The organism is Vagococcus sp. QWL-13, from assembly GCF_058683555.1.
The window spans coordinates 1,295,015-1,317,284 of sequence record NZ_CM178746.1 but is presented as its reverse complement, the minus strand read 5'-3'; the positions used below and the strand labels follow the sequence as shown (position 1 = coordinate 1,317,284).

The following is a 22,270-nucleotide window of genomic DNA, read 5'->3' as shown; positions in this document are numbered from 1 at the left end:
GACAAAAAACAAAGGAATTTCAAATCACACAACTCAAAAAATAATTACGTATTTAAATAATCTTCCTGCTGAAATCTCATGGAAAGGATGATGCCTATACCGATCATGTTCCCCAGCAAAGCAGACCCCCCTTGACTGATGAAAGGCAGCGGGATTCCTGTCAGCGGCAAAAGCCCGATATTGGCTCCGATATTTTCAAAAACATGGAATAAAATCATCATGATGATTCCTGTGGCAATATAAGTGTAAAATTCATTATTCGTATCAAAACAGACACGGATCATCCGGTAAATCAAAAGAAAATACATAAAAATAACAAAAACACTTCCGATAAAACCAAAATTTTCAGCAATCACCGTAAAAATCATATCAGATTCTCTTACAGGAATTTCCACCTCTGATACGTTAAAACCTTTTCCTATCAACCCTCCCGAGCCGATAGCTGTTAATGCTTGTGCCTGCTGATAAGAGTTTCCGGTAGGGTCATGGAAAGGGTTTTGCCAAGAATCAATCCGGAGCAGCTGATATTGCTTCACTCCTAATCTTTGCAAAAATTCCCGTCCAGTTTCAGTGGTGACGGCATAAATCACACCGACGACCAGCAAAACAGCAATAGCAATCGACGGCAACAATATTTTCCAAGACACCCCTGACATCAAGAATACCCCGGAAAAAATTGCAAAAAATACCAGCAAGGTTCCAAAGTCATGCTGAAACCGCAACAGCACAGCGATGGGAATCGTCACTGCAATCATTTTTCCAATCAGTATAAAGTCCCTTTTGATTGTATGTTCTTCCTGAAGATTATGTTGGGTCACGATAAAGGCCAAAATTAAAATATAAGCAATCTTCATCAGCTCTGAAGGTTGAAAAGAAAGACTGCCAAAATATACCCAGTTCTTCGATCCGGTCAGCGCGACAACTCGCGGGTCAGAAAAATACAATGGTAAAACCATCAAAATCAACCCTAATCCATAAAAAAGCGCAGACAGTTTCCACCATAATTTAGATGTGAATTGCATTAATACCGCAATGGCTACCACCCCAAGCGCCAGCCACAAGACATTTTTAAACATCTGGGAAGTCACATCTTGCTTTATCGGATTGACACTTAAAGCCACATACTGGGCCGCCAGCCCGACCAGACACAAAACAAACACAGGCAGGATGATACCGTAATCTATTCGATTATCTAAGTCGATCGTTTTTTTATTCATTCATATACTCTTTTCTATTAATCTTCATTATACAAATCATTATACAAAAAATAGTTTGCAAAAAACACTCCTGCCACTTATTTTTAATGATTTTTAACATCGTCAATGATTTTGTAAAATCACATCGCTGGCAATAGGCACTTGTTCCAGTTTAAAAATCTCTTTATCAAAAGCTATTTTTTTCAGATGGACCTCCAAATCATTTCTTCCCGGAAAATCCTCTGTGGTATAAAAACAGATTTTCTTCATATTTTTTTTATCGGCAGTTTCAAATCTACCAAGTCCTCTTGCTCCGTAAGCCTGTTCATACTTCACCGCAGCCAAATAATCTCCTGTTGTAACAGAATTATTTTTCATATCTTCGAATGAAAAATAAGGGTTCACAAAATGGGCAACATCGTTTTTTTGTTTCGAAGCCAGCAAATAATTGGAAACAACCAAACTTCCAATACCTTCACTGACCCAAGTAAAGGATGCCAGCGTACTATGATTTTCAGTTGCAAGAGTCTGCATCGCTTCTTGAACCTTAGCCAAACGTTCCCCTGTCTTCTCAGATGAATAATCGTTACTGGTCCCTTCCCTGAGTTCTGCTACCAGATACCCTTGGCGTGCCAACTCCATGCCTTCTGTTTCAAGCCAGTTTGTTTCTGAACTTCCCAGCGGGTGATAATATACGATGGGCAGCAGCTGAGACCGACCCTTCTGATAGACTGCTCTCAAATAATGGGTATGAAAAGTGGATTGGTCGTAGACAATGTCTTTCTTCACGACTAATCCTTCTTCAACTTCTGTTGACAAAGAAAAAGAATCCTCCCTTTGATTTTGCTGATAATATTCTAAAATCGGAAAAGGAGTGAATGTTATAATATAAATAGAAAATAATAATAAAGTGCCGCTAACAATCAGACTATGCTGAAAAATATCTTTCATTAGTGCTTCCAACCTTATCATAAAAATTTTTATTATTAATTGACGGCCTTCTAACAGACCGTCTTGTCAACTAATGTCAAAACTGATAACCGATAAACATAAAAATTATCCCAGCTTATAATTGTACTTCAAAATCATTTTACTACAAAAAGCCCTCGTTGACGACTGTCACTCCCAAGGCTATGGCTTTGCAAACGTGTGTTTCCGTTCAAAATATGTTATAATATAAACGATGGACGGTTATTTTATGCATGTTTATACAGGAAGGTGGAAAAAAAGCATGTTTTATTCTGCAAATAAAGACATTAGTCAAGATGGAAAACAGTTTTTGCCTGACACTAGAGTTCAATTTTTGATTCATAATGAGATTGAAACAGGAACTGTTATTAAACAAAAAATAAACTCTGCAATCATTGAAATTGAAGAAACTGTTGAAAATCGAGACCTTATTTTTCAAACTCAAGGAATGGTGGTCGTTAGTTATAAAGATTTGACACTCATTAACTGATAAATTCTTTTTTAGAGCTTCAATCGCCATTTACCGCAATATCATTTAAACCCAACGACCTATTAAAATAAACAAACCGAACAACGACCATGCTTTTGAGCATATCATTGTTCGGTATTATTTTGCCGATTTTTATTCAGAATTTTAATTTAAGAAATTACTTTTAATCCTACCGCTGCGCCGATAATCAGCAGCAAACAAGCGATCCTCTGCCAACTCTTTTCCTCACCGTACACAAACATTCCCATAATCGCCCCGCCGGAAGCACCGATACCAGTCCAGATAGCATAGGCTGTCCCCATAGTAATCTCATTCATGGCCAAATTCAGCAAATAAAAACTGATGCCGAAACCAATAAACAAGTAGATAACGGATAAGAGATTTTTTTTCACGTTAAAATAATTTATCAGCGACACACCAACCATTTCAAATAACCCAGCGAAAATCAAATATATCCAAGCCATCTATTTCCCCTCCTTCTGCTGATCCGTCAACATTTTCAATCCTACCACACCTGCTAAAAGCAGACCGATAAATAAAACTTTGGCCAGGGACAAGGGAGCACCAAACAAAAAAGTGTCCATTATCACCGTTCCTGTAGTACCTAGGCCAACAAAAACGGCATAAGCAGTTCCTACAGGCAACTTTTGCGTGGCAGTAATCAATAAATAGAAGCTGATAAAGATGGCAATCAATGTCATCAGCCAGTGAAAAACCGAAACGGAATGTTTTAAACCAATCACCCAGCCAACTTCAAATATTGCTGCAATAATAATTTTTAACCAGTACGTATTCACATGATTCATCCTTTCCATATAAAAAAGCCCGGAGAAATATTGTCTTTCAACAATATTCTCCCAGGCTTTTATCCCTCCGTGGTACGTAAATCTTTTACGCGTTTTCTCTCGGACCAGACCATCTATGTTTAAGATGCGGAACCCTAGAAAATCTTTCAGACCATTCTATTATAATAGAGTGGCAATATAAATCAATAAAAAACCAACCAATGTTAGAAAATTCTTACATTATGTCCTTCAAGTGCTTTATTTTGTCCCGAATAAACGATCTCCAGCATCGCCAAGACCTGGAACGATATAGCCGTTCTCATCCAAGCCCTCATCCAGTCCGGCAGTAATAATATCCACATCAGGATGGGCCTCTTGCAAGGCTTTCACTCCCTCAGGTGCTGCCACAAGACAAACAAATTTGATGTTAGTGCCGCCGCGTTTTTTCAATGCATCTACTGCCAAAATAGCTGATCCGCCGGTAGCCAGCATCGGATCCACCACAAATAGCTGACGTGTTTCAATATCAGACGGCAATTTTACAAAATACTCTACCGGTTCCAAGGTTTCATGATCTCGGTACATGCCGATATGCCCAACTTTTGCAGCAGGAATCAATTCTAACATCCCGTCAACCATCCCAATACCGGCACGAAGAATCGGAATAATGGCAACTTTCTTTCCTGAAAGTGTTCTTTGAGTTGTTTTTCCCATTGGCGTTTCAACTTCGACTGCTTCTAAAGGCATGTCCCTTGAAACTTCGTAAGCCATCAGCATTGCTATTTCATTCACAACCTCACGAAAAACTTTAGTTCCGCAATGCTTATCACGAATAATCGTTAATTTGTGTTGAATCAATGGATGATCCATTACTTGAAATTTTCCCATATCGATTCTCCTCTTTCATATAAGTTTGACGCCTGCTATTTTCCAGATGTGTCCCCAATCAACTTTTAGAAATAGAAGCGAAATTTAAATTTTACTCTTATCTATTGTAAAGCAAAAACGCAAGATTGACTAGTCAATCTTGCGTTTTTTTAAGAATATAATGGAAACTTTTCAGTGATAGCACGAACTTCTTTGCGAATATTCGACAACTTGTTTTCATCTTGATAATTTGAAAGCGCCTCATTGATTAATTCAGCTACTCGAGTCACATTAGCTTCACGCATTCCTCTTGTTGTTACCGCCGGTGTTCCGATTCGGATTCCGCTTGTTTGGAACGGACTCAGCACCTCAAAAGGAATCGTATTTTTATTGACCGTGATGTTCACGTCGTCAAGAATCTCCTCAGCTTGCTTGCCGGTCAAACCATAGTCTGTCACTTCGATAAGCAGAAGATGGTTATCCACGTCTCCGCTGACTAAACGGGCATTGGCAGAACGATTAAAGACTTTTGCCATCGCTTTGGCATTCTCTATCACCTGCTCCTGATAATCCTTGAAGTCCTCGTCAAGAGCTTCATGGAAGCAGACCGCCTTGGCCGCAATGACATGCTCTAAAGGTCCTCCTTGAATCCCAGGGAAAATATTGCTGTTGATTTTTTTAGCTAACCCTTCGTCGTTCGTTAAAATCAGTCCGCCGCGGGGGCCGCGTAAAGTTTTATGTGTAGTAGAAGTCACGATATCAGCATATTCCACTGGATTTTGATGAAGTCCGGCGGCAACAAGACCAGCAATATGGGCCATATCCACCATTAATTTTGCACCTACAGCATCTGCGATTTCCCTGAATTTTTTGAAATCAAGCATCCGGCCATAGGCACTGGCACCTGCCACAATTAGTTTTGGCTGGACTTCACGGGCTTTTATCATCACCACGTCATAATCGATCACTTCTGTTACCGGGTCCACTCCGTATGGACGGAAATTATATGATTTGCCGCTGAAGTTAACTGCTGAACCGTGAGTTAAATGCCCTCCATGAGTTAAATCCATCCCTAAAACCGTATCTCCCGGTTCGATTAAACTTAGATAGGCTGCTGTATTAGCCTGTGAACCTGAATGAGGTTGAACATTAGCAAATTTAGCATTGAATAATTCTTTTGCTCTTTCGATGGCTAAATTCTCTACGATGTCAACAAACTCACACCCGCCATAATATCTTCTTCCCGGGTAGCCTTCAGCATATTTATTGGTCAGAACGCTTCCTTGGGCTGCCATCACAGCCTCCGAAACAAAGTTCTCCGAAGCGATCAGCTCGATATTATGTTCTTGTCTATTCTTTTCATTTGCAATTGCTTCCCATAACACTGGGTCTTGTTTTTTAAAACTCATGGCTTGCACTCCCTTGTAGTTAATACTCTGATTGTATCATATTACGTTTGTAAGGTTGAAAAATATTTTTGATTTGCCGCTTTTTTAAGACGATTCATGTACGCAAGTCCTTTTCCTTCATCAGAAAAGGTTTCCACGAAAATAATGTCTAGTTTCGGAGTTGTTTCATCTAATGAACGCAAACCGGAAAATAACCGCCGCATACTTTCCGTAACGTCGCTTTCCTCGCTTAAATAAAACATCGTCAGCTTTCTCCCAACAAAAGGTTTCAAACGTGCCTTAGAGCCTAACAAGCCGATCCTCATACCTTGTTCTTCCGCCCACTTGACGGCTTCTTGCCAATTTTGTTTTTGCGCATCAATCATATACACGGGGACTTCCGGAGCATAGTGTTTGTACTTCATTCCGGGAGACTTAGGTATATCTGCTGTCCCGTTGAGTGAACCGTCCACCGCTACCTTGCCAATCACTTCTTCCAAATCTTCTTTTGTCACCGCTCCGGGACGTAAAATCATCGGAGGTACGACAGTCATATCCAGGACGGTAGATTCAACACCGACTTTTGTAGGACCATCGTCCAAAACGCCGGCAATTTTGTCTTCCAAGTCATGTAAGACATGATCAGCTGTGGTCGGACTTGGTCTACCGGAAATATTGGCACTTGGACCGACCAGCGGCCGACCTGTTTTTTGAATCAATGACAAAGTCAGCTGATTGTCAGGCATCCGAAAAGCAGCGGTGGTCAAGCCGCCGGTAACAACAGAATCAAAAGCAGCAGGTTTGATATCAAAAATCAAAGTTAGCGGTCCTGGCCAAAAGGCGGCCATGATTTTTTTCGCATCTAAAGTAATCCCCTGAGCGTAATAATCCACTTCTTCTTTTGATGCTACATGGACGATCAGGGGATTATCAGTCGGACGTCCTTTAGCTTTAAACACTTTTTTTACTGCTTCAGGATTAGTCGCATCAGCCCCCAACCCATAGACTGTCTCAGTTGGAAAGGCAACTAATTCCCCTTTTAATAACGCCATGACTGCCTGATGCAGCTGTGGTGCCTGCCATTTTTTCTCACTCATTTTTCTCGCCTCTATTATCATTAAACTTAAAATTTTTATTTCATTTCCAACATTCGGTCGTGACCGCTCAAATCTTTATGGACCAGAACTTTTTTAGTGGGGAAAGCCGTCTGATACATCTGCTGAATAGCTCGGGCCTGCTTATAGCCGTACTCAAAATACACTCTACCATCAACCGCAAGGACTTGCGGGATTTCCTGCACTAAACGTTCGTAAAAGTCCAGTCCTTGATTTTCTGCAAATAAAGCTGTTTTAGGCTCATACTTACGGACACTCTCATCCATCTCTTCCCATTCATCTACGCTGATGTATGGCGGATTGGAAACAATCAAATCAACTTCTTCATCCATTACCGGTGCCAGCAAATCACCCAATCTAAAATCGATTGCTAATTTTTGTCTCTCAGCATTTTCTTGTGCTACCTTCAAAGCTTCCTCCGACACATCTATGGCGATTACCCGCCATTCAGGTTTCAATCGTTTCAATGTGAGAGCAATCACACCTGTTCCCGTTCCTACATCCACCACTGTCAGCTGATCTCGTCTGCCGTTTTCACGTAAAATCAATGCCACCAGTTCCTCCGTTTCCGGTCTCGGAATCAATGTATCTTCAGTCACTTTAAATTTTTCACCATAAAAAAATTCATGTCCGATAATATACTGGGCCGGTTTATCCATTGCAAATTCATAAATGTCATTTTCAAATTGCTGTAATACTTCTTTAGGAATCGGTTTTCTCAACTTCATGACCAGTTCGGTTTTTTCCCAGTCTAAACGGCCGCGCATCAAATATTCCGCTGCTTCCCGTTCCTTTTTTCTTTCCGTTAAAAAAGAAGAAGCCCAATAGAGGGCCTCCCCATAAGTCTTACTATCCATTCTGCATCTGCTCCAATTTTTGGGTTTGGTCGTAGATGATTAAAGCATCAATAATATCATCTAATTCACCAGATAAAATCCTGTCCAACTGTTGAATAGTCAAGCCGATACGGTGATCGGTCACACGATTTTGAGGGAAATTATACGTTCTGATTCTCTCAGAACGGTCTCCTGTTCCGACCGCAGATTTACGATTGGCATCGTACTCGCTTTGAGCTTCCTGTTGAAGCTGGTCATATATCCGGGCGCGCAATATTTGCATTGCTTTTTCCCTATTTTGTAATTGTGAACGCTGGTCCTGCATGGCAACCACGATACCAGTAGGCTCGTGGGTCAAACGGACGGCTGAGGCGGTCTTATTGACGTGCTGTCCTCCTGCACCGCTGGCATGATAGATATCTACTCGGATATCTTTTTCATCCAATTCCATTTCAACTTCTTCTGCTTCAGGAAGTACTACAACTGTAGCTGTAGACGTGTGGACTCTTCCTTGAGACTCTGTCGTCGGCACACGCTGTACACGGTGGGCACCATTTTCATATTTTAATTTAGAATACACATTATTTCCGGTAATCATAGCTATAACTTCTTTATAACCGCCGATTCCTGTCACGTTGGCTTCCAATATTTCAAAACGCCAGCCTTGAGATTGGGCATAGCTTTGATACATCTCAAGCAAATCCCCTGCAAACAACTGGGCTTCGTCCCCCCCTGCAGCGCCACGGATTTCCATGATGATGTTTTTATCATCGTTAGGGTCTTGCGGCAACAACAATATTTTTATTTTTTCTTCCAGTTCTTCTTTTTCATCTTTTAATTCATACAGCTCTTCTTTTGCCAACTCTGCCAGCTCATCTTCAAGATTTTCAGCCAGCATTTCTTCTGCATCTGCAATTCCTTGCATAACTTCTTTATAACGGCGGTACACTTCTACTGTTTCCCGTGTGTTCGCCTCTTCTTTCGACAATTCCATGAATCTACGATTGTCAGAAATAACTTCCGGGTCGCTTAGCAGCTCACCTAATTCCTCATAACGGTCCTCAACCGCTTGTAATTGATCAAACATGTATCTTCTCCTCTTCTTTTCATCCTTGAGATTGTTTTCTTATCTTCTGAACTCATGAAAACATCTTTTCATTTCTTTAAGCATTCCATCTGCCACTATCGTGTTATCTCGTTTGAAATCGAAAATATGGGATATTATGTGATTTCAACTGCTTTTGAAGATGCTTTTCTAATTTCAAAAAATTTCTTTGCTTATTTTATATTCTGTCAGTGCCCAGTTACAATTTTGGGTCCTTATAGTGTTTTCTGCAAACAGGAAAATATGATTCGTTGCCCCCAATATGAACTTGTTTGCCGTGAAAGACAGGTTTACCGTCCATCACCCGTAAGTTCATCGTTGCTTTTTTATGGCAAAACCAGCAGATGGTTTTTAATTCTTCAATTTTTTCCGCATAGAGCAGTAAATACTTGGATCCTTCAAAAAGTTCATTGCGAAAATCATTTTTTAAACCAAAAGCCATCACCGGTATATCAAGTTCATCTACAACTTGTGCCAATTCGAGAACATGGTGTTTTTCTAAAAATTGAGACTCGTCAATCAGCACACAGTATGGCTGGAAAGACAGCTCCTTGATTTTTTCGTAGACATTGGTCTCGCTGAAAATCGGTATGGCTTCTCTCGAAAGACCAATCCTGCTGGAAATCACACCTACGCCATCCCGCGTGTCCAGGCCGCTGGTCATAAGAATCACCGGTTTATTTTGTTCTTCATAATTGTGGGCCACTTTCAAAATTTCAATAGTTTTCCCACTATTCATAGTACCGTACTTAAAAAATAATTGAGCCATTTTCCAAAACCTACTTTATTATTTTCTTCCCCAAATAGTATAACGGAAAACCCGGTAAAAATCATCTTATTTGGAAAATAAAATGTTCTTGCCAACTTTTATTAGACTCCTGATCAATCATGGGACAAAATCTGATAAACAAAAAAATAACGGCTGACAATCCAGGGACGACTTGTCAATCGTTATTTTTCATGTTTCCAACATTTACCAGTCAAAAATCAGACCGTAACCTAAAGCTGCAATTTCTCTCACATTCATCTTGAATGTGGCAGAATTATCTGATTTGGCCGGCAAGCCCGTAACTTTTTCTAATCCCAGACGTTTTCCTAGCAGCAAAGCACGGTACTGATGAAAATCACTCGTGCAGATCACAACGCTGCCTAAATCTTTCTTGTTCATGGCATTCTGAATATTTTCTTTTGTCCTTGTAGATGTTCCTTCTTTTATGATTCTTTCCCCACTGATGCCCTTAGTTTCCAAATAAGCCGCCATGACATTGGCTTCAGTATCAGACTCGTCGGCTCCCTGTCCGCCACAAACAACCACTTCAGTGTCAGGATTTTCTGCAAGATAGATAAGACTTTCATCCAGTCGTTCTTTTAACGAAGCACTTGGGTAAGCCGGATCACCTTTTACCTGCGCACCTAGAATCAGCAAAGTATCCGCATTTGAAGCCGGTTGGGTATTTTTACCAGTATGAATCAAATAAAAAAGAGTCGTTGCATACACAATACCTATTCCCAACATCAACACAAGGATTCTTTTAAACAATTTCACTTCAGATACCATCTCCTCTGAGTAATTCTTTGATTAAATTATGAAGGGACTCGTCCTCAAGGTCCAGTTAAGTTTTTATAAAAAAAGGTATCAGCGGTTTTTTTCAAAAAGGTCATTAAAGATATCACTGTTCAGCCACTCTTCCCGTAAAAGACCAAAACTGACCGAATCAAAATACTCTCCCTCATAGTATCTTACCTTGCGAATATTAGCTTCCAACGCCAGATTTAATTTCTTGCCGATTTTTACCATACGGTGATTGCCTGACCAAGTAGTAAATCCAAGTTTGATTAAATCGGGTTGTGTAGAAAAAATATGATGGATCCACAACCGGCAAATTTCTGTCCCTAGTCCCTGATTCCAATATTCGTGAACAAATATGACGACGCCAAACTCCAGCCATTTTTCTAGTTCGCCGTCCTCCCACTCCCATGAAACCGCACCTATGATTTTATTTTGAAATAAAACTAGATAAGTTTTTGGACTTTCCACCCAAGAAGGCCCAATCAAATATGTGAATTGCTCCAAACTGTATTTAGGTTCGTTGAAATAAGGACCGTTCCATTTCATCCACTGGGGCTCGTCCGTGTCATAGGCACGACGCCATATATCTGATAAATCAGCACTATCAACAGGACGCAAAAGCAGATCTCCATTTTCAATTGATTTCAATGTCATTATCCCAACCTCCTACGAAAAGTATTCTTTACAGCTATTATAACAAACCTTGATTTCAAATGATAATTTGAATTTGTTTTCTGAATTTTAAAATCTATTAACAACATCAAGCAATAAATCTTCTTTTGAGAAGATATTTAAAAACTTGCTGATAAATTTTCATAAATACGTTTCAGACTTTTCCATTCGAATGATAAGACCTTGTTACCATAGTTAAAAGGAAAGCGTCATCTCTATCATGAATCACTGATACCCAAAAACACCCTTACCAACCGTCAAGACGGCTGGTAAGAGTACTTTATGTATATTTTTTTCAAATATTTCGTCAGTCAAACTGTGATTTAAGTAAATCTTGTTACTTAACTGCTGCCTATTCCAAATACAGGATCTTTTTATAAAAATCCAGTCCCTTATACAATACTTGGGAATCAAAATCAAAGGTTGATTCATGAAGGGAGGGAGTGTTCCCAACACCTAGAAATGAAAAAACAGATGGGATTAATGACGTGTAATTGCCAAAATCTTCAGATTGCATCACCGGTTTTTCTAGTGTCTGAATATGAAGTGTCTCTGATAACTTTGAAAATAATTTTCTATCGTTAATCACGGCATCACATCCATCTCTATACTCAAGTGTTATACGGCATTCAAATGTTTCTTCATTTTTTTCAACAATTTTTTTAAGTGCACTTTTCATTTCCTGATGAAAGTGATTGTCATAAGAACGCAGTGTTCCATAAACATTAACTTCACTGGCGATTACATTTCTGACAGTTCCCGCGCCCATCTGACCAAATTTCAACAGATGATCGATTGCAGGATCAATGGTTTGTTCATAATTATAAATATCATTCAGCAAACGGCAGGCAACCTGTAATGCATCTACACTTTTGCCGCTGTCCGCAACATGAATCGCTTTTCCATGGACTGTAATATTCACATCGGAAGCTTGGGACATCAATGCCTTGCTTCTCGAAAAAATACTTCCCTTTGGCAGTCCCGGCCATAAATGAAAACCATAAAACTCCGATACTCCGTATTTCTGAAGCAAACCTGAATTAATGATGCTTTGAGATCCGCCCAAAGCTTCTTCCGAGGGCTGAAAAACCAAAACAATGTTTTTATCTAATTTATGGACATACTTTTCTAAGTAGTCAAATATTCCTAAAACCATCGCCATGTGACCGTCGTGTCCACAGGCGTGCATAAATCCCGGATGCTGGGAAACAAAATCGTGGTCGGTTTCCTCCATAATAGGCAAGCCGTCAATATCCGTTCGAAACCCGATTGTCTTCTCTTTTCCGTTATCATAGAAAATAATTATTCCAGTTTCTCCTACTTCGTGCAATATACCCGACGTTTTTTTCATATGGTCATAGAGATATGCTTTTGTTTCAAATTCCTGAAATCCAATTTCAGGGATCAAATGGAGTTCCCGTCGATATTGTTCTAACACTTTATCACCTGCTTTTCTCACAGAATATTTCCTGCTCCTGCTTTAAAGACCGCTATCCCACAAAGAAATCAAGACATACTCGATCAGTTGTCACTTCCTTGATAAACTCGGCCACACGCAAGTGCTCTGGATGAGTCTGATAGTCAGCTAAAGCTTTTTCGTTTTCATACAACCCATTTAGCATAAGGTCATGGGTACTTGATTGAAGCAGGGAAATCTCTACCTCAATAGAAATAATACCGGGGATAGCAGTGCTTAACTGTTCCACAGCTAATTTTATTTTACGTGCATTGGCTAGTTTTTCCTCGTCAGAAAACTCTCTTTTGAAATTCCAGGCTACAATATGCCGAATCATTTGAAAACTCCTAACCTAATTATTTCTGATACAAACAACTATTGATTAAATCAACTCTTGTTGTGCCATTTTCAATGCAATTTGAGCAGCGTTGCCGGCAGCTCCCTTACGGATATTATCAGCCACACAGTACAGCAGCAGACCGTTGTCAGCTGCAAGATCACGGCGTATCCGACCTACAAACACATCATCGGTACCGTTAGCTAACGTTGATACCGGATAAAGATGGTTAGGGCCGTCGTCCACTAATTTAATCCCCTCGAAATTTTTTAAAATTTCTCTGACTTGATCCAACTCAAAGCTTTTTTCCAACTCTACAGAAATACTGACACCATGTCCGTTAAGCACAGGCACTCTGACACAGGTAGCACTTATAGGCAAATCCGGTGTGTGGAGCATTTTTTTGGTTTCATTAATCATTTTCATTTCTTCTTTTGTATAACCGTCATCAAGGAAAACATCGATTTCCGGGATACATGTTTCAGTTATATTATGAGGATAAAAGGCTGGCTCTTTTCCTTTTCTGGTTTCCAGCAAATCATTAATCCCATTTTGTCCGCTGCCGCTGACAGCTTGATAGGTTGCATAACTTACGCGAGTCAAACCAAACTTTTCATGCAAGGCTTTCAGCGGTAACACTGCTTGAATCGTAGAACAGTTTGGATTTGCGATCAACGAATGTCCTGTCACATCGCTGAAATTCACCTCAGGGACTACCAGAGGGATTGTTGGGTCTTCACGGAACATACTTGAATTGTCAATGACTTTAGCACCTGCTTTGACAGCAATAGGAGCAAACTTTTCTGCAATACTTCCCCCTGCACTAAATAATGCTAAATCCACCCCTGAAAAAGATTCTTCAGTCAATTCCTCAACGACTAATTCCTGTCCTTTGAATTCAAAAGTTTTTCCTGCACTTCGTTTTGAAGCCAAAAGTTTCAAGGAGGCCAAGGGAAAATCATACTCGTCTAAAACTTTCAAAAACGTTTGACCGACAGCCCCAGTTGCTCCTACAATACATACATGATATTTTTTCATCTACTTCCACCCTTTATCATTCTTTTGATGCCTTATGCATCTCTGATTATTCTGATTTATTCCTCTGATCCTTAGATCAGCACCAGCTATATTAAAATAAACAATCTTCCATCGAATACAGACCTGGTTCTTGTTGCAGCAGCCATGCTGCACCTACAAGCGATCCTTTGGAAAATATTTTCTTCGAGAATGCCTCATGTTTAATAGAAAGCACTTCATCAGTTCCCGCAAAAATCACTTCATGTTCGCCAACGATAGTACCTCCGCGTAATGCATGAACACCAACCTCTTTGGGTTGTCTTGGGGCGATACCTTCCCGCCCATAAACCGGAGTAAAATCTCCTGTCTCCATCACACTGCCTAACAGCATTTTAGCCGTTCCTGACGGTGCATCCAGCTTTTTATTATGATGTTTTTCTATGATTTCGATGTCAAAGTTTTCACCTAAACTTTCAGCCAACTGTTTGACTACTTGATTCATCACAATCACACCCAAGCTATAATTACCGCTAAAAAGAACAGGAATTTTTTCTGCCGTTTTTTTTATCAGCTGTAGTTGTTCATCAGTATATCCTGTGGTCGCAATTACGACCGGTACATTATTTTTCACCGCATAATTTAATAAGTTCGTTAGATTTTCCGGGTTAGAAAAATCGACTAGTACGTCAACTGAGGCTGTTTCATTTTCCGGAAAAATATCCCACATCTTGGCCATCTGATGGGAAGTTTCCTTAATTGTTTCCGCTAAAGTCAACCCCATTTGTCCATTGCCGACTACGCCTATTTCCATGTCAATGCCTCCCCGTAACTTTCTAAAATTTCTTTCAAGACTTTTTCATTAGCTTCTGAGAGATCTGTCAATGGCAAACGCAATGGTCCTACTTCAAATCCTAAAAAATTCATGGCGTTTTTGACCGGGATTGGATTAGTTTCAACAAATAAAGTATTGATTAACTGCAAGTGGTCTTGCTGAATTTTTAATGATTTGGCAATGTCACCTTCTTCAAATGATTTAACTAAATCATGTACTTCTCTAGGCATAATATTGGCCCAAACACTGATAACTCCTGTACCTCCCACACTTAACAACGGGAAGATGGTGTCATCATTGCCGCTCAACAGACCAAAGTCATCGGAAATCAGTTTAGAAACTTGCATAACATAAGAAATATCTCCCGAAGCTTCTTTGATTGCCACAATATTTGGATGGAGACTCAATTCTTTCAATACTGGAATAGAAATCTGACAGCCTGTCCGGCTAGGAACATTGTAAAGAACGATAGGGATATTGACTTTGTCAGCGACTGTCAGAAAATGCTGCTTCATTCCTTCTTCATTTGTTTTATTGTAATAAGGGGTGATCAGCAATAATCCATCTGCACCTATTTCCTCAAACACCAGACTTCTGTGCAACGCTTCTTGGGTGCTGTTGCTGCCGCTTCCAGCGATAATTGGAACCCGACCCTTCGCTGTTTTTACGGCACAAGCAACGATTTCTTTTTCCTCTTCAATAGTCAAAGTTGGCGACTCTCCTGTGGTCCCAAAGACAACAATGCCGTCAGTTTTATTGTCTATGTGCCAGTCAATCAACGACTCTAATTTTTCAAAATCTACTTTTCCGTCTTGCGTGAATGGCGTAACAAGCGCAACAATCGACCCTTTAAACATTTTTATCTCCACCTTTTTTAAATTTTTCGAATTTTTTTGTCTAATTTGATTCAAACAGAATACTTTTAATTTCTGACATCATTTCTCAATAAATCTTTTAAAGTTTGTCGCTTGATGACTTCTTTTGCCACACCGTCTTTAACAAAAATCACTGCCGGCGTTGTCGCCCGATTATAATTACTGCTCATGGAATAGCCGTAAGCTCCTGTGGAATATACTGCCAACACGTCCCCTTGCACCACTTCAGGTAAAAATGTTTCTTCAATCACTACATCCCCCGACTCACACATTTTTCCGGCAATCGTCACTTTATTGCTTTTTTCTTCTGCTAAACGTGTCGCCACATCACAGCTGTACTTCGCTTGGTAAAGAGCTGGACGGATATTGTCCGTCATCCCGCCATCTACAAAAACATAGTGTTTGTTCGGAGTTTTTTTCTGATATCCCACAGTATAAAGCGTTGTTCCGGCTTCACCAATCAAACTTCTGCCAGGTTCAATCATTAAGGCGTTGATTTGAATTTCTCGTTTGGCTAAAGCAGCTTCCGTTACCTGCACCAGCTGGGCAACAACTTCTGGGATACTTAACGGTTTGTCTTCTTTTGTATACTTGATGCCAAAACCGCCGCCAATATTTAATGACAAAGGTTGAGAAAAACTTGCAGCTAAATCAACCAGTTTCTCAATTGCTGCCAACCAGGCATCCATCTCAAAAATCTGGGAACCGATATGAGAATGGAACCCTTCCAGTTCTAGCCAAGGACTTGAATTTATCACTGACAAACTTTCCCGATAATCCTCACTTTCCAAAGACATGCCAAACTTGGAATCGATATAAGAAGTAACGATATATTCATGGGTATGTGCTTCTATTCCTAAATTTAAACGCAACATTACCGAAATAATTTTTCCCTGTTTCCGTGCTTCCTGTTCCAGCACTTCCAACTCCATGACATTATCACACACAAAATGGGTGATGCCTTCTGAGACAGCAAACTCAATTTCTTCCGGTGTTTTATTATTGCCATGAAAATATATTTTATCAGTTGGAAAGCCCGCTTCCAGTGCAGTGAAGATTTCCCCGCCGCTTACCACATCCAAATAAAGACCGGCAGCTTCTATCTTGTGCAGCAGTTTGATACACTGAAAAGCTTTTGATGCGTACAGCACTTTCGTCTGGAAAGACTGGGAAATAAAGTTGTCTGTATATTCACTAATCCTATCATTGATTTTAGTTTCATCATAAACGTATAATGGTGTGCCGTATTCTTTAGCTAAAGACTCTGCTGACACTCCGCCGATTAACAATTCTGACATACTATCTTCTCCTTTTGCTTTTAACTCCACTCGCGGATCAAAATTTTATACTGCTTCTTAGCAAATTCTAACAAGTTTTTGGTAAGTTCATAAATGGTTTTGCACCAGAGATTACTTCCTTATAGATATTATACAAAAAAGCCTATACGTAAAGTACAGGCTTTATCACTATGTTTCAAAATTATGATCCAGCGCCTCTACTTATACAAGTAGGAGTGATATAGGTTTTCCCCATACCCCCACGATCTCTATCCGCCGATAAAGTCCCGTTCGGCAGTGGTTACCTTTCGGGTATGATCAACAAATGCCTTCTCCCACACCTTACTCATTTACACTGCAACCTCTTTATGAAATTAAATTGATGATATCATGTAATATTAAAATTGTCTATGGTAAACATTAAAAAGTTTTCATTTCATTTCTTATTATCCTTGAAATCACAGGATTACCGTCACAAATAACTTGAAAATATCTTAATAAGCTTTCGCCCATTTCTTCGACAATCGTCTAGCATAGTGGGAAATAGTAAAGTTGACAACAAAATAAACGACTGCCACAATGCCGTATAACGCAAATACCTGTGAGGTAGCTGTGTAGCGTCCCATTAAAATGTTTGCTTTCCCTAGAAGCTCCTGTAACGCTAAGACCGACCATAAAAAACTTGTGTCTTTGATCACTGTGACAAATTGGGACATAATTGCCGGTAGCATGCTTCGAAAGGCTTGAGGTAAAATGATAAACCACATCACCTGTATCTGATTAAAGCCTTGGGAAATTGCCGCTTCGATTTGTCCTGTCCCCACACTGTTCAACCCGCCGCGAATAATTTCTGCCAGAGCAGCTGTGGTAAACACGGTAAAGCTTACAATGCCTGCCGGTGTGGATTTTAGACGAAAAACTAAAAAAATCACAAAAATCCACAGCAAATTAGGGACATTCCGAACTACTTCTATGTATATAGTCGCAAGCAATTTCAAAGGGCCCTTTTCCATATTTCTAAAAATAGCTAAAAAAGTGCCAAAAAACATACTTAATAAAATTGCTACAGCCGATATATAGAGGGTCAAACCCAAACCTTCCAGTATAAATTTCATATTATTGAAAGTGAAAATTTGTCCTATTGTATCCAAATTGTTTTTCTCCTCTCTTATTTGCTGTACAATTTTTTATTCTTTTCTTCCAGTTTTCTAGCAGCTGATGCAAGTGGAAAACAAAGAATAAAGTATAAAATTGCGGCAAAGGCAAAGGCCGGGACGTAGTTCAAGTTGACTGACGACCAGCTGTTTGCGGTAAACATGATATCAGCTCCAGAAATAATGGCAATCACCGATGTGTTTTTGATTAAATTCACTGCCTGATTTGTCAAAGGAGGCAGCATCACACGCCAAGCTTGGGGCAAAACCACGTAACCCATGGCATTCCAATAAGTAAAGCCTTGAGACATGGCGGCTTCCAGCTGACCTTTAGGAATTGAACCAATTCCAGAACGCACGACTTCAGAAATATACGCGCCATGATACAATCCCACACAAATAATTCCGATCAAATAAACCGGCATAACGATTCCCACTAAAGGCAGTCCATAATAAACAAAAAAAACTTGAATCAACAAAGGCGTGTTTTGGAAAAACTCCACATAAATTCGAACCAATGCCCGAGCTAGGGGATTTTTCGCCTGAGAAACAATCCCGAATATTAGTCCGATAATAAAAGCAAGCAAAATCGCACCAATGGAAAGGGCGATAGTGTATCCAAATGATTTCACAAAGACTGGGAGGTCTTTGAATAAAGCCTCCCAACGGAATAAGGCAAATGGCCCTGTATTTGAATAAAAAATAGATGCAACTAACAAAATATTTTCCCCCTTCATATGATAATTGACGGGATGAAAGTTTATTTTAACCCGTTGTTTGCATATATCTCATCTAATGTGCCATCAGATTCCCAGCCTTCAATCAATTTATTTAGATGTTCATGCAATTCTTTGTTGCTTTTCTTTGTCGCTACACCGTATTCTTGCGGTGAAAATCCATCATCTAAAATCTTCGTACCGCCGTCTACATAACCTGTCAAAATCGATTTGTCCACGGAGAAAGCATCGATTCTTTTAGAAGTTAATGCTGTTTTCAATTCTGGGTAGGTCGCATATTCACTGAATTTAAGTGTAATGCCGATTTCTTTGGCTTTTTCTTCCAATGATTGTTTTGTTGTCGCAGTTTGTGCCACACCAATCATTTTTCCGTCTAGATCCTCCATGGAATCTACACCTTCATCATTACGCACTAAAAAGCCAATTTCATCCTTATAATAAGGTGTAGAGAAATTATAAGTTTCTTTACGTTCGTCGGTAATGGTAAAAGTGGCGATAATCATATCCACTTCCCCATTGTCAAGTAAAGGTCCCCGGGTTTTTGCAGTAACACCGACAAATTCGATATTGTCCTCACTGCCGGTCAAATCTTTGGCGATTTTTTTAGCTATCTCTATCTCCATACCTTCATGCTTATTAGTGTCAGGATTCAAAAAGCCAAAATTCGGGACATCTTCTTTGATCCCTATTTTAACCACACCGGCTTTTTTTATTTTCTCCAAACCGTTTCCGGCATTTTTTTTATCATCATCATTATTTGAGCAGCCTGTAATCAAACCAAGAGACAGTACGACTGCCATACCTAATAAAACAGCTTTAAATTTTTTCATAACTTATTCCTTCCTTTCCTATGTCTAATGATTAATAATTTTGCTTAAAAATCCTTGAACTCGCGGATTTTGTGTATTATTGAAAAACTCGTCAGGGGTTCCTGTTTCTATGATCGAACCGTTGTCCATAAAAACAATACGATCCGCAACTGAACGGGCAAATCCCATCTCATGGGTCACCACTACCATGGTGATATTCATTTCAGCTAATCCGGCAATGACATCCAGCACTTCCTGAATCATTTCCGGATCCAATGCCGATGTGGGCTCATCAAAAAGAATTGCCAATGGGTGCATATTTAGTGCACGGGCAATTGCCACACGCTGCTGCTGTCCGCCGGAGAGTTGTGCAGGGTACGCATCGGCTTTGTCAGCAAGTCCCACACGTTCCAAATACTCCATTCCAGTTCTTTCGGCATCTTCTTTTTTTACTTTTTGAACCTTTATTGGAGCCAGAGTTAAATTTTCCAGCACCGTTTTATGGGCATAAAGATTAAAATTTTGAAATACCATAGCTACTTTCTCACGAACCCGATGGATAGGTGCTGATTTTTTTGTCACATCTATATTGTTGATGACGATTCTGCCCTCGGTCACATCTTCAAGTTTATTCATACAGCGAATTAGAGTACTTTTTCCCGAACCAGACGGCCCAAGAATGACGACTTTTTCTCCAGCTTCTATTTCCAAGGAGATATTCTTTAGTGCTTGAAAATCACCATAAAATTTATTTACATTTTCTATCTCAATCAATTTACGCAACTTCCTTTCTCTAAAAAATGAGAATACTCTAATTTTAGGTACGTGTAAAATTATATCACATTTAATCATTTTGACCTAGAAATATTCAAAAAAATAAAATATATGCTCCGGTCTGCAACAACGTTGACATAGCAACTCATACGTTTTAAAAATAAACACAGCTTTCTATTTATAGCAATAAAAGCCTAAATAAAACGGGTTGAAAATTTTCGAAAATCATTTTTTATTAAAATATCATGATAAACTCTAATCATAAAAATAATGAAGAATGATTTTAACCATCAAAAAAACGACTAGAAAAGCCGTTTTCTTTGAAAACACACAATGAAAATTATCAAAAATAAGACAACATGTTACTTATCCGAAGACTATTGTAGTATTGCTAAAGGTAAAAAATATTCCAACTCCATAGAAGTTTTTTCCAGAAAGGTAAGACACAAATGCCGATTGTTTTATTAAAATTTCTAAATTATAATATCCCACATTATCCTATTATATTTTTTTTGTTAAGCTTTTGTCAAATTACTTTTGGACTTTAAGTTATAAATAACGTTTTCAGTTACCCTCGAAGACTGATTTCTTCTCTTAAAAAAACTAAAATTTCATTTGTAATCACTCTAAAAACAACCTGTCTCCCTTGTTAGTGCGATAAAATAAAAACACAGCAAGTTATTTGACAACTTGCTGCGTTTTCTCAAAACTTATTTAACTTAAAATGCCTATCCTTGCTTATACTAACAAGGTAAACAAGGATTGGTTTTCATTTAAATTGATATAATTCGGATCGAAGTCAGACATGCGTTCCAACAGCACATCAATATCGTTTTGGTCATTCAATAAGATACCAATCACTACTGGTCCGCTGCCCCGGTTGACTTTTTTCGTGTATTCAAATTTTGTTATGTCGTCCTTTGGTCCTAAAACATCTGTCACAAATTCTTTTAAGGCGCCGGCTCTTTGAGGGAAATTAATGACAAAATAATGTTTTAACCCTTCATAAAGGAGAGAACGTTCTTCGATTTCCTGCATACGGCTGATGTCATTGTTTCCACCGCTAATCACACACACCACTGTTTTTCCAACGATTTTTTCTTTGTATCTATCCAAAGCAGAAACGCTTAAAGCTCCTGCTGGTTCAGCAACGATTGCCTGTTTAGTATAGAGTTCCAGAATCGTAGAACAAACTAAGCCTTCATCGATTGCTACCACATCATCCACAAAATGTTTGGCGTGTGCAAGGTTGATTTCGCCGACTTCTTTTACCGCTGCACCGTCAACAAATTTATCGATTTGATGAAGAGGCGTTACTTTTCCTTGTTCGATAGATGTTTTCATCGAAGCGGCACCGCTGGGCTCCACACCCACAATTTTGGTGTAAGGACTTTTTTCCTTGGTATACGTGGAAATCCCGCTGATTAACCCGCCGCCGCCGATGGCAGTAAAGATGTAATCAAGTTGACGTTCTTCTTTTGCTAAGTCTTCGAAAACTTCCACTGCTACGGTCCCTTGTCCGGCGATAATATAGGGATCATTAAAGGGATCGATGAATCCTTTGTTCTTTTCTTCAGCGTAACGCTTGGCAGCTTCAGCAGAAGCGTCAAACGTGTCTCCTACCAGTCGAACAGTGACAAAATCTTCACCGAAAAATTTTACTTGTGATATCTTTTGATTAGGTGTTGTCGTAGGCATAAAGATGGTTGCGTTCACCTTCATTTTATTACACGTATATGCCACTCCTTGAGCGTGATTGCCGGCACTGGCGCAAACGACGCCATTGTCTAAAATTGATTTTGGTGTGTTGGCGATAGCGTAGTAGGCTCCTCTTAGTTTAAAAGAACGAACTTTCTGCAAGTCTTCTCTTTTAAGGTACACGTGGCAATGATACTTGTTGGACAAATAGTCGTCATACTGCAATTCGGTATGGGTCACTACTTTTTTCAGCATTTCGTGTGCGCTCAGGACATCTTCCTTTCTTACTAAATCAACCAAAAGACTTCACT

The 22,270-nt window shown here is 39.5% G+C and carries 24 protein-coding genes and 2 riboswitches; of the genes, 1 reads left to right on the top strand and 23 read right to left on the bottom strand.

Features of this window, described 5'->3' with window-relative positions; genetic code table 11:
• Positions 1-44 precede the first annotated feature (44 nt).
• Positions 45-1,217, bottom strand: a complete 1,173-nt coding sequence (locus tag AC4PHI_RS06090; protein WP_492201414.1) for an FtsW/RodA/SpoVE family cell cycle protein — start codon at positions 1,215-1,217, stop codon at positions 45-47.
• A 102-nt stretch (positions 1,218-1,319) separates the two neighbouring features.
• Positions 1,320-2,147 carry a hypothetical protein gene (locus tag AC4PHI_RS06085; RefSeq protein ID WP_492201413.1) on the bottom strand — a complete coding sequence of 276 codons (828 nt, stop codon included), beginning with the start codon at positions 2,145-2,147 and terminating at the stop codon, positions 1,320-1,322.
• Between the two features lie 280 nt (positions 2,148-2,427).
• Between AC4PHI_RS06085 and AC4PHI_RS06080 the strand changes: the two genes are divergently transcribed.
• Positions 2,428-2,655: a hypothetical protein gene (locus tag AC4PHI_RS06080; RefSeq protein ID WP_492201412.1), complete on the top strand. Its 228-nt coding sequence runs from the start codon at positions 2,428-2,430 to the stop codon at positions 2,653-2,655.
• Positions 2,656-2,804: 149 nt separating this feature from the next.
• On the opposite strand, the gene AC4PHI_RS06075 is transcribed toward AC4PHI_RS06080, so the two are convergent.
• The 21 genes from AC4PHI_RS06075 to ilvA form a co-directional block, all read right to left on the bottom strand.
• Positions 2,805-3,119, bottom strand: coding sequence for a DMT family transporter (locus AC4PHI_RS06075; protein WP_492201411.1), 315 nt, complete (start codon positions 3,117-3,119; stop codon positions 2,805-2,807).
• Positions 3,120-3,461 (bottom strand): DMT family transporter, encoded by a 342-nt coding sequence (locus tag AC4PHI_RS06070; RefSeq protein WP_492201548.1) that lies wholly within the window; start codon positions 3,459-3,461, stop codon positions 3,120-3,122.
• Between the two features lie 46 nt (positions 3,462-3,507).
• Positions 3,508-3,610, bottom strand: a riboswitch (guanidine-I (ykkC/yxkD leader).
• A gap of 88 nt (positions 3,611-3,698) precedes the next feature.
• The gene (gene upp, locus AC4PHI_RS06065) at positions 3,699-4,328 is read right to left on the bottom strand and encodes a uracil phosphoribosyltransferase (protein WP_492201410.1); all 630 of its coding nucleotides are present in this window, start codon (positions 4,326-4,328) and stop codon (positions 3,699-3,701) included.
• A 149-nt stretch (positions 4,329-4,477) separates the two neighbouring features.
• The gene (gene glyA / locus AC4PHI_RS06060; RefSeq protein WP_492201409.1) at positions 4,478-5,716 is read right to left on the bottom strand and encodes a serine hydroxymethyltransferase; all 1,239 of its coding nucleotides are present in this window, start codon (positions 5,714-5,716) and stop codon (positions 4,478-4,480) included.
• 41 nt (positions 5,717-5,757) lie between these two features.
• The gene (locus tag AC4PHI_RS06055; RefSeq protein ID WP_492201408.1) at positions 5,758-6,792 is read right to left on the bottom strand and encodes an L-threonylcarbamoyladenylate synthase; all 1,035 of its coding nucleotides are present in this window, start codon (positions 6,790-6,792) and stop codon (positions 5,758-5,760) included.
• A gap of 35 nt (positions 6,793-6,827) precedes the next feature.
• The gene (prmC, locus tag AC4PHI_RS06050) at positions 6,828-7,667 is read right to left on the bottom strand and encodes a peptide chain release factor N(5)-glutamine methyltransferase (protein ID WP_492201407.1); all 840 of its coding nucleotides are present in this window, start codon (positions 7,665-7,667) and stop codon (positions 6,828-6,830) included.
• Positions 7,660-8,733 (bottom strand): peptide chain release factor 1, encoded by a 1,074-nt coding sequence (gene prfA, locus AC4PHI_RS06045; protein ID WP_492201406.1) that lies wholly within the window; start codon positions 8,731-8,733, stop codon positions 7,660-7,662. The genes prmC and prfA overlap by 8 nt, the downstream gene beginning before the upstream one ends.
• Before the next feature lie 217 nt (positions 8,734-8,950).
• Complete coding sequence (locus AC4PHI_RS06040; protein ID WP_492201405.1) at positions 8,951-9,520, bottom strand: thymidine kinase; 570 nt, start codon at positions 9,518-9,520, stop codon at positions 8,951-8,953.
• 204 nt (positions 9,521-9,724) lie between these two features.
• Positions 9,725-10,297 carry a YdcF family protein gene (locus AC4PHI_RS06035; RefSeq protein ID WP_492201404.1) on the bottom strand — a complete coding sequence of 191 codons (573 nt, stop codon included), beginning with the start codon at positions 10,295-10,297 and terminating at the stop codon, positions 9,725-9,727.
• 90 nt (positions 10,298-10,387) lie between these two features.
• Entirely contained in the window at positions 10,388-10,975 is a 588-nt protein-coding gene (locus AC4PHI_RS06030; protein ID WP_492201403.1) for a GNAT family N-acetyltransferase, read from the bottom strand.
• Positions 10,976-11,345: 370 nt separating this feature from the next.
• A complete protein-coding gene (locus AC4PHI_RS06025; protein ID WP_492201402.1) occupies positions 11,346-12,452 on the bottom strand; it encodes an amidohydrolase in 1,107 nt (368 codons plus the stop codon).
• Positions 12,453-12,483: 31 nt separating this feature from the next.
• Positions 12,484-12,786 carry a Dabb family protein gene (locus AC4PHI_RS06020; protein ID WP_492201401.1) on the bottom strand — a complete coding sequence of 101 codons (303 nt, stop codon included), beginning with the start codon at positions 12,784-12,786 and terminating at the stop codon, positions 12,484-12,486.
• Between the two features lie 45 nt (positions 12,787-12,831).
• On the bottom strand, positions 12,832-13,824 hold the full coding sequence (locus AC4PHI_RS06015) for an aspartate-semialdehyde dehydrogenase (protein WP_492201400.1): 993 nt from the start codon (positions 13,822-13,824) through the stop codon (positions 12,832-12,834).
• Positions 13,825-13,915: 91 nt separating this feature from the next.
• On the bottom strand, positions 13,916-14,614 hold the full coding sequence (gene dapB / locus AC4PHI_RS06010; RefSeq protein WP_492201399.1) for a 4-hydroxy-tetrahydrodipicolinate reductase: 699 nt from the start codon (positions 14,612-14,614) through the stop codon (positions 13,916-13,918).
• Positions 14,605-15,492, bottom strand: a complete 888-nt coding sequence (gene dapA / locus AC4PHI_RS06005; protein ID WP_492201398.1) for a 4-hydroxy-tetrahydrodipicolinate synthase — start codon at positions 15,490-15,492, stop codon at positions 14,605-14,607. The genes dapB and dapA overlap by 10 nt, the downstream gene beginning before the upstream one ends.
• 65 nt (positions 15,493-15,557) lie before the next feature.
• Entirely contained in the window at positions 15,558-16,808 is a 1,251-nt protein-coding gene (lysA, locus tag AC4PHI_RS06000; protein ID WP_492201397.1) for a diaminopimelate decarboxylase, read from the bottom strand.
• A 181-nt stretch (positions 16,809-16,989) separates the two neighbouring features.
• Positions 16,990-17,162: riboswitch (Lysine riboswitch) on the bottom strand.
• A gap of 119 nt (positions 17,163-17,281) precedes the next feature.
• Positions 17,282-17,902, bottom strand: a complete 621-nt coding sequence (locus AC4PHI_RS05995; RefSeq protein ID WP_492201547.1) for an amino acid ABC transporter permease — start codon at positions 17,900-17,902, stop codon at positions 17,282-17,284.
• A 53-nt stretch (positions 17,903-17,955) separates the two neighbouring features.
• Positions 17,956-18,663, bottom strand: a complete 708-nt coding sequence (locus AC4PHI_RS05990; RefSeq protein ID WP_492201546.1) for an amino acid ABC transporter permease — start codon at positions 18,661-18,663, stop codon at positions 17,956-17,958.
• 38 nt (positions 18,664-18,701) lie between these two features.
• Positions 18,702-19,508, bottom strand: a complete 807-nt coding sequence (locus AC4PHI_RS05985) for a transporter substrate-binding domain-containing protein (protein WP_492201396.1) — start codon at positions 19,506-19,508, stop codon at positions 18,702-18,704.
• A 24-nt stretch (positions 19,509-19,532) separates the two neighbouring features.
• Positions 19,533-20,261 (bottom strand): amino acid ABC transporter ATP-binding protein, encoded by a 729-nt coding sequence (locus tag AC4PHI_RS05980; protein WP_492201395.1) that lies wholly within the window; start codon positions 20,259-20,261, stop codon positions 19,533-19,535.
• A 738-nt stretch (positions 20,262-20,999) separates the two neighbouring features.
• Positions 21,000-22,259 (bottom strand): threonine ammonia-lyase IlvA, encoded by a 1,260-nt coding sequence (gene ilvA / locus AC4PHI_RS05975; protein ID WP_492201394.1) that lies wholly within the window; start codon positions 22,257-22,259, stop codon positions 21,000-21,002.
• Between the last annotated feature and the right edge of the window lie 11 nt (positions 22,260-22,270).